The 15,509-nt window shown below is 64.8% G+C and carries 11 protein-coding genes; 3 read left to right on the plus strand and 8 right to left on the minus strand.

Features of this window, described 5'->3' with window-relative positions:
* The first annotated feature begins 81 nt into the window (after nt 1-81).
* Both CYJ07_RS10970 and CYJ07_RS10975 read left to right on the plus strand, forming a co-directional pair.
* Nucleotides 82-2,496, plus strand: a complete 2,415-nt coding sequence (locus CYJ07_RS10970; protein ID WP_231489609.1) for a Lon protease family protein — start codon at nt 82-84, stop codon at nt 2,494-2,496.
* Nucleotides 2,489-3,262 carry a universal stress protein gene (locus tag CYJ07_RS10975; protein ID WP_197038322.1) on the plus strand — a complete coding sequence of 258 codons (774 nt, stop codon included), beginning with the start codon at nt 2,489-2,491 and terminating at the stop codon, nt 3,260-3,262. Before CYJ07_RS10970 ends, CYJ07_RS10975 begins: the two co-directional genes overlap by 8 nt.
* A gap of 33 nt (nt 3,263-3,295) precedes the next feature.
* On the opposite strand, the gene CYJ07_RS10980 is transcribed toward CYJ07_RS10975, so the two are convergent.
* On the minus strand, nt 3,296-3,478 hold the full coding sequence (locus tag CYJ07_RS10980) for a hypothetical protein (RefSeq protein WP_104203741.1): 183 nt from the start codon (nt 3,476-3,478) through the stop codon (nt 3,296-3,298).
* Nucleotides 3,479-3,572: 94 nt separating this feature from the next.
* Nucleotides 3,573-3,983, minus strand: a complete 411-nt coding sequence (locus CYJ07_RS10985) for an SRPBCC family protein (protein WP_104203742.1) — start codon at nt 3,981-3,983, stop codon at nt 3,573-3,575.
* A gap of 168 nt (nt 3,984-4,151) precedes the next feature.
* On the opposite strand from CYJ07_RS10985, the gene rimO reads away from it, so the two are divergent.
* The gene (rimO, locus tag CYJ07_RS10990) at nt 4,152-5,513 is read left to right on the plus strand and encodes a 30S ribosomal protein S12 methylthiotransferase RimO (protein ID WP_104203743.1); all 1,362 of its coding nucleotides are present in this window, start codon (nt 4,152-4,154) and stop codon (nt 5,511-5,513) included.
* A 97-nt stretch (nt 5,514-5,610) separates the two neighbouring features.
* On the opposite strand, the gene rpsA is transcribed toward rimO, so the two are convergent.
* The 6 genes from rpsA to gyrA all read right to left on the minus strand — a co-directional run bounded on the left by rpsA (nt 5,611) and on the right by gyrA (nt 15,361).
* On the minus strand, nt 5,611-7,287 hold the full coding sequence (gene rpsA / locus CYJ07_RS10995) for a 30S ribosomal protein S1 (protein ID WP_104203744.1): 1,677 nt from the start codon (nt 7,285-7,287) through the stop codon (nt 5,611-5,613).
* A 180-nt stretch (nt 7,288-7,467) separates the two neighbouring features.
* Nucleotides 7,468-8,154, minus strand: a complete 687-nt coding sequence (gene cmk, locus CYJ07_RS11000; RefSeq protein WP_104203745.1) for a (d)CMP kinase — start codon at nt 8,152-8,154, stop codon at nt 7,468-7,470.
* Complete coding sequence (locus CYJ07_RS11005) at nt 8,151-10,448, minus strand: bifunctional prephenate dehydrogenase/3-phosphoshikimate 1-carboxyvinyltransferase (RefSeq protein WP_104203746.1); 2,298 nt, start codon at nt 10,446-10,448, stop codon at nt 8,151-8,153. The genes cmk and CYJ07_RS11005 overlap by 4 nt, the downstream gene beginning before the upstream one ends.
* A 2-nt stretch (nt 10,449-10,450) precedes the next feature.
* Nucleotides 10,451-11,539: a prephenate dehydratase gene (gene pheA / locus CYJ07_RS11010; protein ID WP_104203747.1), complete on the minus strand. Its 1,089-nt coding sequence runs from the start codon at nt 11,537-11,539 to the stop codon at nt 10,451-10,453.
* A 4-nt stretch (nt 11,540-11,543) separates the two neighbouring features.
* Entirely contained in the window at nt 11,544-12,629 is a 1,086-nt protein-coding gene (serC, locus tag CYJ07_RS11015; protein WP_104203748.1) for a 3-phosphoserine/phosphohydroxythreonine transaminase, read from the minus strand.
* A 17-nt stretch (nt 12,630-12,646) separates the two neighbouring features.
* Nucleotides 12,647-15,361 (minus strand): DNA gyrase subunit A, encoded by a 2,715-nt coding sequence (gene gyrA / locus CYJ07_RS11020; RefSeq protein WP_104203749.1) that lies wholly within the window; start codon nt 15,359-15,361, stop codon nt 12,647-12,649.
* Nucleotides 15,362-15,509 lie beyond the last annotated feature (148 nt).

Genomic DNA, 15,509 nt, shown 5'->3' on the forward strand with positions numbered 1-15,509 from the left:
TACTGGGACTGCGCCGCTCGGCACCTGCCAGCCCACCAGAAGCTACTCGGTAGCGAAGAAATGGGACAAGGAGAAAGCTTGGTGAAACCCCTGGACGTCTCGCAGGTCTACCGCGCCTGCCCGGAAGATGCCTTCGACTTCGAGGTCAGCAGCGAACTGGAATCGCTGGATTTGCTGAGCGGGCACGAACGTGCCCGTGACGCACTCGATTTCGGCACGTCGATGCGCAGCGAGGGCTTCAACCTCTACGTACTCGGTCACTCCGGCCACGGTAAATACCAGATGGTGGAGCGCTTCCTCACCGAGCGATCCCAACGGGAGCCCAGCCCACCCGATATCGCCTATCGCTTCAATTTCGACGACCCCTCGCGCCCGCGTCATTTACTGTTGCCTTCGGGGATGGGGCGAGTGCTGCGCGCCGACATCGAGCAACTGGTCGAGGAGCTGCGTACGGCCATTCCCGCCCTGTTCGAGGGCGACGAGTACCAGAATCGCTTGCACGAACTAAAGCAGGCAATGGGCGAGCGGCAGCGCGACATCATCGAAGCGGTGCGCCGCGAAGCGCGTGAGCTCGATATTCTGCTTCTCTCCACCCCCAACGGCTTCACTTTCGCCCCCGCCGACGGTGACGCGATGATGTCGCCGCAGGAGTACGAGAAGCTGCCAAGGGATGAGCGTGAGCGCATCGAGCGCACGGTGGAAGTGCTGCAGAAAAAACTGAGCCAGGCGATTCGCCAGATGCCGCGCCTGGCCAAGCAACTGCGCGAGCAGATCAAGGCGCTCAACGAAGAAATGCTGCAATCGGTGATCGATGCGCCGCTAACCGAACTGGAAGAGCGCTACAGCGGTCACGACGAAGTCATGGATCATCTGCGGGCGATTCGCCAAGCGATCCTGCAGCACGCGGACTCGTTCCTTCAGGAGCAGCCCGAGACCTCGCCCGATACGGTCTTCAACCGTTTCCGGCTCAACCTCATCGTCGACAACCAAAGCTGTGCCGGCGCGCCGGTCGTGCATGTCGATCTGCCGACGCATCAGCATCTGGTAGGACGCATCGAGCAATATGTGCACAACGGCACGCTGCTCACCGACTTTTCGCTGATTCGTGCCGGAGGCCTGCACCGCGCCAATGGCGGCTACCTGCTTTTGGACGCGCGCGCCCTGCTGATGCAATCCGGCGCCAGGGAGACGCTCAAGCGCGTACTTCGCGCCGGCGAGATCCGCACCGAATCGCTGGAGCAGACCTACGGACTGATGAGTACCATCACGCTGGAACCCGAACCGGTGCCGCTGGACGTCAAGGTCGTGCTGCTGGGCGAACGCCATTCGTATTACCAGCTGTGCCAGAACGATCCCGATTTCCTCGAGCTGTTCAAGGTTCAGGCCGACCTGGAAGACGAGCTGGACCGTAGTGATAGCCACCAGTCGCTCTATGCACGCATGATCGCCACTCTCGCCCGTGAAGCGACGTTGCGACCTCTCGATCGCAGCGGCGTGGCGGCCGCCATCGAGCGAGCCAGTCGCCTGGCCGACGACCAGAAAAAGCTCGTCGCTCGCCACCGGGTATTGAACGATCTGCTGCAGGAGGCCGACCATTGGGCGGATCGCGACGGTGCCAAGGTCATCTCGCGCGCGCATATCGAGAAGGCTGTCGAGCAGCAGCTCTGGCGCGCCAGCCGATTGCATGAACTCAACCGCGAGCGAATTGTCCGCGGCACCGTGGCGATCGAGATCGAAGGTTCGCGAATCGGTCAGGTCAATGGCCTCACGGTACTCAGCATGGGCGATTATGCCTTCGGCCAGCCCGCCCGGATCACGGCGACCGCACGCCCCGGCCCAGGCCATGTCGTCGATATCGAGCGCGAGGCGCGCCTGGGTGGGCATATCCACTCCAAGGCGGTGATGATCCTGTCGCGCTGCCTGGCCAGTCGCTACGCCCCCGACGTGCCGCTGTCGCTCTCGGCCAGCCTTGCCTTCGAGCAATCCTACGGCGGTGTCGAAGGCGACAGCGCGTCGGTGGCCGAAGCCTGCGCGCTGATCTCGGCCATCGCCCGGGTCGGGATCGACCAGCGGCTGGCGGTGACGGGCTCGATCGACCAGCACGGGCGCGTACAGGCGGTGGGTGGCGTCAACGAAAAGATCGAGGGTTTCTTCGATGTATGCCGGGCGCGCGGCGATGTAAAGGGACATGGCATCTTGCTCCCGGCAAGCAACGTGGAGCACCTGATGATCAAGCGCGAGGTTCGCGAGGCCATGGAAGCCGGCGATTTCAGGATCTATGCCATCGAGCGGCTCGACCAGGCACTGGAAATGCTGACCGGCATGCCACCTGGCGAGGCGGACGAGAGCGGCCGCTACCCCGCGGGCAGCGTCAATGCGCGGGTGGTCGAACGCCTGGCAAGCTTTCACAGGGCGGTGAAGAAGCGAGTCGGCGATGGCGATGACAAGGAGGAGGACGCCCCAGGTGACGGCGAGGAGGTCAATGACGATGAGTGAACAGGAGCGAACCGATGGCCAGCAAGCACCGCTACTGAACGCCGCTCGCGTGCTGGCTCTGTTGGACGCCTCGCGACATAGCCTCTCGGCACTGGCCGTCGCCGTGGATCTGGCCAGCCGACGACAGGCCGAGCTGGTGGCCCTCTACGTGGAGGACATGGACCTGATGGCGTGTGCGGCCTTCCCGTTCTCCTGCGAAATCGGCAGTCAGTCGGGGGCGACGCGGCCTTTCACGCACGCCTCGCTGGAAGCCACTCTCGTCCGCCAGCGTCAGCGCGTGAACCGGGCGCTCACCGCCGCCGTCGCCGGTCGCCATGTACGGCACCGGCTCGAGGTCGGTCGCGGGCAGGTGGCAAGCGAAGCGCTGACCCTGGCCGGCCCCGCTGACGTGCTGGTGATGGGCAAGGCGGGCGTCACCGAGCGCTGGGGCGCGCGCCTGGGCTCCACCAGCCGTCGCTTGATCCTGGAGGCTCCCTGCGCCGTGCTGCTGTGGGACGACCGGCACCCCTTCCGACCCGGCCCGCTACGCTGGCGAGCCCAAGCGGGGACCGAACATGAAGCCGCCCCCGCGATTCCCGAGCCGCTCGTCTCGCTGTTCGATGGCATGGCGCCATTGCACGCGCGCCACGCCGGAGAGCTCGAGAGCTTGGTGTCCCGAGCCGAAGCCGGAGGCTTGCTACTGCATCGCGCCGAGCTGGTCCAGCTGCTCGACGAGGATGCCGATCTGTTGGCAAGACTGCCTCTTCCGATTCTCGTCATCCCATAGATAAAAGCGCCGAGCCTGGATGCCAAGCGCCGATCAAGCGTCGAGGCGCTCTCCCTGTTGAGTTGGCGTCCAGGGAGGCGACGGAATCGGGGCTTCCGGCGTTTCCAGGGGCGGCTCTTGCAGCCGCGGCATGGCGTCGACGCGCCGATCGACATAATGGAGGAGTACAAGCTGAGCCACCAGCACCACGAAGCACCACATCAGCCCTTCGAACACGACAGCATTCCTCAATGAGGCCGAATCGGCCTCGTCGAGTCGAGTGTAGTCCTCGCCGTGGCGGACCAGAAGGAGTCGCGACGATCAAATTTTGCTATAGCCTCGCCTCGACTCTCTCCAATATTTGACGACTCACTTTGTTCACCAACGGCCTGGCTGCCTTGTTCACGGCCTTTTCCATGAATCGATTGCGCAGGGTATAGGTCAACGTGAAGTGCACCTCGGTGCCTTCGTCCACCCGAACGAGCCGGTAACTGCCTTTGTTGTACACCCCTTCGGTGGATTCCCAGGAAAGCAGTTCCGGCGGGCGCTTCTCGACGATAGCGCCATCGAAGGTCCAGTCCATGCCCACGGCATGGACATGCCATCGGTAGCGATCACCGCCGAGAGGCTCGATCGCCTGGATCAGGTCGGAGTAATCGGCAAAGTCCTCGACCCGCTCCAGCAGCGCGAAGACCCGCTCCGGCGGAGCTCTGAGAATTGCACTGTGTTCGATGGTGGCCATGCGGTTCCTTATAATCCCGGACGACGCTAAAATGCTCTTCCTTCAATCTGCAGGGTACTCATCCTGCTCTATGATGGCTATATCTTCGCTCGCGCAGGCGTTTGTCCGGTAGCGCTCAGCAAACCGCCGAGCGAGATGAAGCGCCCCATTTTTTCCAAGAGGTTCTGCATGTCCACACCCAAGGTCGGTTTCGTGTCGCTGGGTTGCCCCAAAGCGCTGGTGGATTCCGAGCGTATCCTGACCCAGTTGCGTACCGAGGGCTACGAGATCGTGCCCAGCTACGACGACGCCGATGTGGTGGTGGTCAACACCTGCGGCTTCATCGACAGCGCCAAGGCCGAGTCGCTGGATGCCATCGGCGAAGCGATTGCCGAAAACGGCAAGGTGATCGTAACCGGTTGCATGGGCGTGGACGAAGGCGCGATTCGCGACGTCCACCCCAGCGTGCTGGCCGTCACCGGCCCCCAGCAATACGAGCGCGTGGTCGGCGCGGTGCACGAGGCGGCCCCGCGCGACCACCGGCACGACCCGCACATCGACCTGGTGCCGGCCCAGGGTGTCAAGCTGACGCCGCGCCACTATGCGTACCTGAAGATTTCCGAGGGCTGCAACCACAGCTGCAGCTTCTGCATCATTCCCTCCATGCGCGGCAAGCTGGCCAGCCGCCCGGTAGGTGACGTACTGCGCGAAGCCGAAGGGCTGGCCAAGGCCGGCGTGAAGGAGCTACTGGTGATCTCCCAGGACACCAGCGCCTATGGCGTGGATCTGCGCTACGCGCCCGGCGAGTGGCGCGGCCGCGAGGTGAGGACACGCCTCACCGAGCTGTGCGAGGCGCTCTCCGAACTCGGCATCCGCGTTCGCCTGCACTACGTGTACCCCTACCCCCACGTGGACGAGCTGATCCCGCTGATGGCGGCGGGCAAGATCCTGCCCTACCTGGACATCCCCTTCCAGCACGCCAGCCCCAAGGTGCTCAAGGCCATGAAGCGCCCCGCCTTCGAGGATCGGACGCTCGAGCGCATCAAGCGCTGGCGTGAAATATGCCCCGAGCTGACCATTCGCTCCACCTTCATCGTCGGTTTTCCCGGCGAGACCGAAGAGGATTTCCAGTACCTGCTCGACTGGCTGAGCGAGGCCCAGCTCGACCGCGTAGGCTGCTTCCAGTACTCGCCGGTGGAAGGCGCGCCAGCCAACGAACTGGGCCTGGAAACGGTGCCGGACGAGGTGAAGCAGGAGCGCTGGGAGCGCTTCATGGCCCACCAGCAGCAGATCTCCGCCACTCGCCTACAGGGCAAGATCGGCCGCGAGATCGAAGTTTTGGTGGATGAAGCCGACGAGGAGGGACCGATCGGCCGCAGCGAGGCCGATGCCCCCGAGATCGACGGCATGGTGTTCCTGGAGTCGGCACGCACGCTGCGCCCCGGCGACGTGGTTCGAGCCAGGGTGACGAACGCCGACGAGTACGACTTATGGGCGGAGGTGATCGAGGAGAGCCAGCCGGTGAAGTTCCTGGATTACTACTCGGCTTAGAGAAGCAAGCCAGACATAAAAAACGCCACCCTAGGGTGGCGTTTTTCTTGGCTCGAAAGCCGGGTTCGAGCTCCGGCAAGCGGAGCTCGAAGGACGATCAGTCCTGACCCATCTGCTGCTTGATCAGGTCGCCGATGGTGGTCGGGCCACCGGTCTCGACTTCCTGGTCGCGCAGCTTCTTCAGGTTCTGACGCGTGTCGTCCTGATCCTTGGCCTTGATCGACAGGCTGATCGCGCGGTTCTTGCGATCGACGCCGACGATGCGGGCCTCGACGGTGTCGCCTTCGGTCAGCACGTTGCGCGCGTCTTCGACGCGATCGGCGCTGATCTCGGACGCCTTGAGCACGGCGACGACGTCAGTGGCCAGCTCGACGTGAGCTTCCTTGGCATCGACCTCGACCACACGACCGCTGACCACGGAGCCCTTGTCGTTGACGGACAGGTACTCGGCGACCGGGTCGGTATCGAGCTGCTTGATGCCCAGCGAAATGCGCTCGCGCTCCGGATCGATGGAAAGAATGACGGCTTCCGCCTCGTCACCCTTCTTGAAGCGACGCACGGCCTCTTCGCCCGGCTCGGACCAGGACAGGTCGGAGAGGTGAACCAGACCGTCGATGCCGCCTTCCAGACCGATGAAGATACCGAAGTCGGTGATCGACTTGATGGTACCGGACACGCGGTCGCCCTTGTTGTACTGGGCATTGAAGGTTTCCCACGGGTTCGGCGTGCACTGCTTGATACCCAGGGAGATGCGACGACGCTCCTCGTCGATGTCCAGAATCATGACATCCACTTCGTCGCCGATGTTGACGACCTTGGACGGATGGATGTTCTTGTTAGTCCAGTCCATCTCGGACACGTGGACCAGACCCTCGACGCCCTCTTCCAGCTCGGCGAAGCAGCCGTAGTCGGTGAGGTTGGTGACGCGAGCCGGCACCACGGTACCCTCGGGGTAGCGGTCCTTGATGTTGACCCACGGATCCTCGCCCAGCTGCTTCAGGCCCAGGGAGACGCGGTTGCGCTCGCGGTCGAACTTGAGCACCTTGACGTTGATCTCGTCGCCCACGGCCACGATCTCGCTCGGATGCTTGATGCGCTTCCAGGCCATGTCGGTGATGTGCAGCAGGCCGTCGACGCCGCCGAGGTCGACGAAGGCGCCGTAGTCGGTCAGGTTCTTGACGATACCGGTGATCTGCTGGCCTTCCTGCAGAGTGGCGAGCAGGGCCTCACGCTCGGCGCTGTTCTCGGCTTCGAGCACGGCGCGGCGGGACACCACCACGTTGTTGCGCTTGGGGTCGAGCTTGATGACCTTGAAGTCGAGTTCCTTGTGCTCGAGATGCGCGGTGTCGCGCACCGGACGCACGTCGACCAGGGAACCCGGGAGGAATGCACGGATGGAGTCGATGTCGACGGTGAAGCCGCCCTTGACCTTGCCGTTGATCACACCCTTGACGATCTCTTCCTTCTCGAAGGCCGCTTCCAGCACCTTCCAGGCTTCGGCGCGCTTGGCCTTCTCGCGCGACAGGCGCGTCTCGCCGAAACCGTCCTCGACGGCTTCCAGGGCGACACTGACTTCGTCGCCAACGGCGATGGTGAGCTCGCCGTTCTCGTCGCGGAACTGAGCCGCGGGAATCTGTCCTTCGGACTTCAGGCCGGCATTGACGGTGACCCAGTCACCCTCGATGTCGACGACAGTTGCCGTGACGATGGCGCCCGGCTCCATGTTGATGTCCTGAAGGGACTGTTCAAACAGTTCAGCAAAGCTTTCGCTCATGATTTTCCTACGTGATCAACGGTGTTGAGGCGTTGCCGCCTTCTCCGCACCACCAGCGAGTGCGGGCCTTATTTACCAAACCCCCGGGGATGTTAGCGCTGGTTGGACCTGGCCGGGCTTGCCGAGTTGGGAAGTTGCCCGACCATGCCATGACATCCATCGAGGGCGCCGCAAGGGAGATCAAGTCTCGGGGACGAGGCCGCGCTCGGCCAGCCACTCCGTCAACCGTTCCACCACTTCCGGTATACTCAGACGCGTGGTATCCAGCGTTATGGCATCTTCCGCCGGTTTGAGCGGAGCCACGCTGCGCTGCATGTCACGTGCATCGCGTGCCTGAATTTCCTTCAAAAGACTCGATAGACTAGCATCCACCCCCGCTTCCTGCAACTGGAGGTGGCGCCGTCTGGCACGCTCCTCGGGGCTCGCCGTGAGGAATACCTTGAGGTCGGCATCGGGGAATACGACGGTGCCCATGTCGCGGCCGTCGGCCACTAGGCCGGGGGCCTGTCGGAAGTCGCGCTGGCGCTGCAGCAGCGCCTGACGCACGCCATTCAGCCCGGCCACCTGCGACGCCGCATCGCCTACCTGCTCGGTGCGTAACTCACGGCTGACATCGTCGCCTTCCAGCAGCACCCGGGTGCTCTCGTCCTCCGCCAGAAACACCACATCGAGTTCGGCGGCGAGCCGCGCCAAAGCCGGTTCGTCGTCCAGCGCGATGCCGTGACGCTTGGCAGCCAACGCCACCAGGCGGTAAAGGGCGCCGCTATCGAGCAGGCGCCAGCCCAGGCGTTCCGCGACCAGACGGCTGATCGTGCCCTTGCCGGCGCCGCCGGGCCCATCCAGAGTCAGCACCTTGGCTTCGCTCATGCCCCCACCTCTTGCGTCTCCTCGCTCACTCTGAGGCCAACCACCCGTGCGAGTTCCGTGAAGCCCGGGAACGAGGTGGCGACGTTGGCGCAGTCGTCGATGACGATCTCGTCTCCCGCACGCAGGGAGGCCACCACAAAGGCCATGGCAATACGATGGTCGCCCAGGCTGTCGATACGCCCCCCGCCGTAGGCTACCTCGCGGTCGCCGGCACCGACGATATCGATACCGTCCTCTACCACGGTGTGCTCGACGCCGATGATGGCCAGGCCGTCGGCCATGGCCTGGATGCGATCGGACTCCTTCACGCGCAGCTCCTCGGCGCCGCGAAGGCGGGTCACCCCATTGGCGCTGGCCGCAGCGATGAACAGCGCCGGGAACTCGTCGATGGCCAGCGGCACCTGGTCGAGGGGTATGTCGATGCCTTTGAGCGGCGTATAGCGAATGTGCAGGTCGGCCACCGGTTCGCCGCCCACCTCGCGCTCGTTGGTCAGGCGCAGATCGGCGCCCATCAGCTTGAGGATGTTGATCACGCCGATGCGGGTGGGGTTGATCCCCACGTGTTCGAGTAGCAGGTTGGAGCCCGGTGTGATGGCCGCCGCTACCAGGAAGAAGGTCGCCGAGGAGATGTCCGCCGGAACGTCGATGGGCGCCGCGGCGAGCTTGCCGCCACCCTGGAGCCAGCAGGTGTCGCCGTCACGGTGCACCTCATAGCCGAAGCCTGTCAGCATGCGCTCGGTGTGGTCGCGGGTCGGTGCCGGCTCGCGCACGCGAGTCTCGCCCTCGGCATAGAGCCCGGCGAGCAGCAAGCAGGACTTTACCTGGGCGCTGGCCATGGGCATGTCGTAGGTGATGCCCTTGAGCTTCTGGCCGCCACGGATCTTCAGCGGCGGACGCCCGCCTTCGGCGGTGTCGATCTTCGCTCCCATCAGTCGCAGCGGGTCGGCCACGCGTCCCATGGGGCGCTTGGTCAGCGAGGCGTCGCCGATCAGCTCGGTGTCGAAGCCCTGCCCCGCCAGCAGGCCGGCGAACAGGCGCATGGCGGTACCGGCGTTGCCCACGTAGAGCGGGCCGGAAGGTGCCTTGAGGCCGTGCATGCCGACGCCATGCACGGTCACCCGCCCTTGGTGCGGCCCTTCGATAGCCACGCCCATTTCGCGAAATGCCTGCAGGGTGGCCAGACTGTCCTCCCCTTCCAGGAAGCCCTTCACCTCCGTGACCCCTTCGGCCAGGGCGCCGAGCATGATCGAGCGATGGGAGATCGACTTGTCGCCGGGCACGCGGATGCGCCCGGCCACGCGCCCGCCGGGAGCGGCGCGGAAGGAGAGCTTGCCTTGTCGTTGCATCTGGTATTCCGCCTGATAACTGGTCTGGTTCAGGAGAGAGTCGAAATAGTGCCGGGCATGGCTCGCCCGGTCGAAGGTGGCGAGCATGGCATCGCCGTCGCCGGCCTCCACCGCGCGGCGCAACCGGCCGAGCCCCGCCTCGAAGTCGTCGAGGGCGGCCAGCACGGCATCGCGGTTGGCGGTGAAGATGTCGCGCCACATCACCGGATCGCTGCCGGCGATGCGGGTGAAGTCGCGAAAGCCTCCCGCCGCGTAGCGGAAGATATCCAGGCGTTCGTCCTGGCGCGCCAGGGTATCGACCAGCGAGAACGCCAGCAGATGCGGCAGGTGGCTGGTGCGCGCCAGCACCTGGTCGTGCCGCTCCACCTCCATCTCCAGCACTTCGGCACCGCACACCTGCCACAGCGCCCGCACGCGAGCGACGGCAGCCGGGGCGGTATCGGCCGCGGGAGTGAGAATGACCTTGTGATTGGCGTAGAGCCGTGGATCTGAGGCCGCCACCCCGCTCTTCTCCGAGCCGGCGATGGGGTGTCCCAGCACCAGCCCGGCCGGTAGCTCGCCGAAGGCCGCCAGGGCGCAGTCGCGTACCGCGGCCTTGGTGCTGCCCACATCGGTGATCACCACGCGCGGCGCCGCGCCGCTCACGGCGCCTTTCGGCAGCGCCGCGGCCAGGTCGGCCATCACGCCCCGCATGGCCAGCACCGGCACCGCCAGGACGATCAGACTGGCCCCCTCGACGAGCGGCGCCAACCGCGTATCGCCCCCATCGATCAGGCCCATCTGGATGCCGCGCTCGATCTCGGCGGCGTCCGGGTCGCAAGCAACGATGCTCCGTTCGTGACCGGAGGCGCGCAGCGCGGCGGCCAGCGAACCGCCGATCAACCCCAGGCCGACGATGAGGATGCGCGACTCGGCCGACGGCTCACCGTGGGCGTTGCCGACCGCCACGCCTACAGCACGCCCACGGGGTAGGAGCCGAGCACCTTCACTTCGGAGGCGCGCAGGCGCACTTCCTCGAGTACGGCGGCGACTCGCGGCTCATCCACGTGGCCCTTGAAGTCGATGAAGAAGACGTAGTTCCACACACCGGTGCGCGAGGGGCGCGTTTCCAGGCGCGTGAGGTCGATCTGGTGCCGATGGAACGGCTCCAGAAGGTCGTGCAGAGCGCCGGGCTGGTTGCGCATGGCCACCACGATCGAGGTCTTGTCCTCGCCGGACATCGGCACGTGCTGGCTGCCGATGATCAGGAAGCGCGTGGAGTTGTCGGGGCGATCTTCGATCTTCTCGGCGATCTTCTCGAGACCGTAGAGCTTGGCCGCCATGTCGCCGGCGATGGCCGCACTGTGCCACTCGCTCTTGACCAGTCTTGCCGCCTCGGCGTTGGACGAGACCGGCACCCGCTCGGCACGTGGAAAATGCGCATCGAGCCACTTGCGACACTGTGCCAGCGACTGCGGATGCGAGTAGATGCGCGAGATCTTGTCACGCAGGGTGGTGTCGGCGATCAACAGGTGATGGTGAATGCGCAGCACCACTTCACCGCAGATGTGGATCGAGGAGTCGATGAAGGAATCCAGGGTGTGGCTGACCACGCCCTCGGTGGAGTTCTCCACCGGCACCACGCCGTAGTTGACGGCCCCCGCCTCGACCTCGCGAAAGACCTCGTCGATGGCCGCCATGGGCATGCTGACCGCGCTGTGACCGAAGTGCTTGAGCGCCGCCTGCTGGGTGAAGGTGCCTTCCGGCCCGAGATAAGCCACCTTGGTCGGCTGTTCCAGTGCCAGGCAGGCGGACATGATCTCGCGGAACAGCCGCGCCATCTCCTCGCTGTTGAGCGGCCCGGGGTTGAGCTCCATGATACGACGCAACACCTGGGCTTCGCGCTCGGGGCGGTAGAAGACGGCGCTCGGGTCGCTCTGGGTCTTGACCTCGGCGACTCGCTTGGCGCACTCCGCGCGGGCGCTGATCAGGCGCAGGATTTCGTTGTCCAGATCGTCGATGCGTTCGCGCAGCGAGTCGAGGTTGGGGGTATCGGTCATGGGCTTATCCCCTGCGTTGCTCGAAGTCGGCCATGAATGCGATCAGCGCCTCGACCGCTGCCTCGGGCACGGCGTTGTACAGGCTCGCCCGCATGCCGCCGACACTACGATGCCCCTTGAGGTTGAGCAGCCCGGCCTCCTCGGCCTCGGCCAGGAACGGCTTGTCGAGCCGCTCGTCGGCCAGCACGAAGGGCACGTTCATGCGCGAACGGTTGTGTCTGGCGATCGGATTGGAGTAGAGCCCGCTTTCGTCGATGTAGGCATACAGCCGCGCTGCCTTGCGTGCGTTCAGCGCATCCATCGCCTCCAGGCCGCCAATGTCGTGCTTGAGCCACTGGAACACCAGACCCGCCAGGTACCAGGCATAGGTGGGTGGCGTATTGACCATGGAGCCCGCGTCGGCCATGGCGCGATAGTCGAAGAGGCTGGGCATGCGTTCGCAGCGCCGGTCGAGCAGATCGTCGCGCACCAGCACCAGGGTCAGGCCGGCGGGACCGATGTTCTTTTGCGCACCGGCATAGATCACGCCGAAGCGCGACACGTCGAGCGGCCCCGACAGGATGCTCGACGAATAGTCGCACACCAGCGGCACATCGACATCGGGGATATAGTCGAACTCGAGCCCGCCGATGGTCTCGTTGGCGGTGTAGTGCAGGTAGACGGCATCATCCGACAGCGCCAGGTCGGCCTGGGCGGGCACTTCGGTATGGCCGCTGGCTTCGCTGGACCCCGCCACGTGCACCCCAAAGCCCAACTGCTTCGCTTCCGCCTGCGCCTTCTTGCCCCAGATCCCGGTATAGACGAAGTTGGCACTGCCGCCCCGCCCCAGCAGGTTCATGGGCACCATGGAGAACTGCAGGCTGGCACCGCCCTGCAGGAACAGGACCCTGTAGTTCTCGGGAACATCGAGCAGCTCGCGCAGGTCGGCCTCGGCCTGCTCGGCGATGGCCACGAACTCGGGCGAGCGGTGGCTCATCTCCATGACCGAGAGCCCGCGCCCGTGATAGTCGAGCATCTCTTCCCGCACCCTCTCGAGCACCGCGGTGGGCAGCGCCGCGGGACCGGCGCAGAAGTTATAGTGGCGTGTCATCAGCGTGGTGTTCCGTTTCAGGATTCTTCGTTCTCGTCGGCCGCGCCCTGCTCTGACGAATCAGTAGCCTCGGACTGTGCTGCCCCCTCCGACTCGCCTTCGATGGCTTCGCTGTCGTCCGCCTCCGGCTCGTCGATGCGCACGGTCTTGACCAGCTTCTCGTCGTTGCCCAGGCGGATCAACATCACGCCCTGGGTGTTGCGCGAGGTGATCGACACCTCGTCGACGCGAGTACGTACCAGCGTGCCCCGGTCGGTGATCAGCATCATCTCGTCGGCTGAGTAGACCTGCATGCCGGCCACAAGGGCGCCGTTGCGCTCGCTTGTCTGCATGGCGATCACGCCCTGGCCGCCACGCCCGCGCAGCGGGAACTCCTCGAGCCGAGTGCGCTTGCCGTAGCCGTTCTCGGAGGCGGTGAGGATATAGATCTGCCCACCGTTGCCGTTCTCCAGGGCCGCATTCTCTTCGCCCTCCGCGTCATTGTCGGCATTGGCATCGATCTGCTGGCTCTGGGGAATGATCAGGCTGATCACCTCGGCGCCGCCCAGCAGGCGCATGCCACGCACGCCGCGAGCGGTGCGCCCCATGGCGCGCACGGTGGTCTCCTCGAAGCGGATCGCCTTGCCGTTGGAAGAAAGCAGCATCGCATGATCGTTGCCCGACGTGATGGCGGCGCCCACCAGACGATCGTCCTCTTCGATATCGATGGCGATCAGGCCGACGCTACGCGGCCGCGAGAACTGGTCGAGGCTGGTGCGCTTGACGGTGCCCTTGGCGGTGGCGAAGAAGATGTAGCAGTCGGGGCTGTAGTCGCGCACCGGCAGGATGGCGTTGATCGACTCGCCCTCGTCCAGCGGCAGCAAATTGACCAGCGGCTTGCCGCGCGACCCGCGACTGGCCACCGGCATCTCGTAGACCTTGAGCCAGTAGACCTTGCCCTTGTTGGAGAAGAGCAACACGGTGTCGTGGGTCGAAGCCACCAGCAGATGCTCGATGACGTCCTCGTCCTTCATGGCGGTGGCGGACTTGCCGCGACCGCCGCGACGCTGGGCCTGGTAGTCGGAAAGCGGCTGGGTCTTGGCGTAGCCGGTCCGCGAAACCGTGACCACCATGTCCTCTTCGGCGATCAGATCCTCCATGGAGAGGTCGAGGTGGCTGGCCTGGATCTCGGTACGCCGCGGATCGCTGAACTGATCGCGCACGGCGGTGAGTTCTTCGCGGATCACCTCGAGCAGTCGCTCGCTGGAGGCCAGGATCGCGGAGAGCTCGGCGATCTTCTCGAGAATACCGAGGTACTCGTCGAGCAGCTTCTCGGTCTCGAGCCCGGTCAGGCGATGCAGGCGCAGCTCGAGGATGGCCTGAGCCTGGGCCGGCGAGAGGCGGTACTCGGTGCCGGTGGTGTTGAGACCGAAGCCCTCTTCGAGCTCCTCGGGCTTGCACGAGGTGGCACCGGCGCGCTCGAGCATGGCGGTGACCTGCCCGGGCTGCCATACCTTGTCGAGCAGCTTTTCCTTGGCCTCAGCGGCACTCGGCGAGGCCTTGATCAGTTCGATCACCTCGTCGATGTTGGAAATGGCCACGGCCAGGCCTTCCAAAATATGGCCGCGCTCGCGAGCCTTCTTCAGTTCGTACAGGGTGCGCCGGGTGACGACCTCGCGGCGGTGACGAATGAAGGCCTCGAGAATCTCCTTGATATTGAGGATCTTGGGCTGGCCGTCCTCGATCGCGACCATGTTGATACCGAAGACGTTCTGCAGCTGGGTCTGGGCGAAGAGGTTGTTGACCACGACCTCACCGGATTCGCCTCGCTTGACCTCGATCACCACGCGCAGGCCGTCCTTGTCGGACTCGTCGCGCAGCTCGGCGATGCCCTCGATCTTCTTGTCCTTGACCAGCTCGGCGATCTTCTCGATCAGCCGCGCCTTGTTCACCTGGTAAGGCAGCTCGGTGACGATGATGTGGTCGCGGCCGGTCTTGTCGTCGTGCTCGATGGTGTGTCGGGCGCGTACGTAGATGCGCCCGCGCCCGGTGCGGTAGGCCTCGAGGATGCCGGCACGCCCGTTGATGATGCCCGCGGTGGGGAAGTCGGGCCCGGAGATGTACTCCATGAGATCGTCGACGGTCAGGGTGTAGTCGTCGATCAACGCCAGGCAACCATCGATCACTTCGCCCATGTTGTGCGGCGGGATATTGGTGGCCATGCCCACCGCGATGCCCGAGGAGCCGTTGATCAGCAGGTTGGGCACCTTGGTCGGCAGCACGTCGGGAATGCGCTCGGTGCCGTCGTAGTTGTCGACCCAGTCGACCGTATCCTTGTCGAGGTCGGCCAGCAGCTCGTGGGCGAGCCGGGCCATGCGCACCTCGGTGTAACGCATGGCCGCGGCGCTGTCGCCGTCGATGGAACCGAAGTTGCCCTGGCCGTCGACCAGCACGTGGCGCATGGAGAAGTCCTGTGCCATGCGCACGATGGTGTCGTAGACCGCGCTATCACCGTGTGGGTGATACTTACCAATGACATCGCCCACTACACGGGCCGATTTCTTGTAGGCCTTGTTCCAGTCGTTGCCGAGTTCGTGCATGGCGAACAGTACGCGCCGGTGTACCGGCTTGAGACCGTCCCGCACGTCCGGCAGCGCCCGGCCGATGATCACGCTCATCGCGTAGTCGAGATACGATTGCTTGAGTTCGTCCTCGATATTGACTGGCAGAATCTCTCTGGCGATGTCACCCATGGGTTGTCGAATCCTTTGCGCTACAAGCGGATTGGCGCGTCGCGTGCGACGCGCCATTGCAGCCTGCCATCATACCACTCTGACGGGCACAAAGGCAGCGTGCGGGACAGCGCAAGGAAAGCCTGGACAGGGCCGGGCAGATGGTGCT

The organism is Billgrantia saliphila (genome assembly GCF_002930105.1).
Taxonomy (GTDB): Bacteria; Pseudomonadota; Gammaproteobacteria; order Pseudomonadales; family Halomonadaceae; genus Halomonas; species Halomonas saliphila.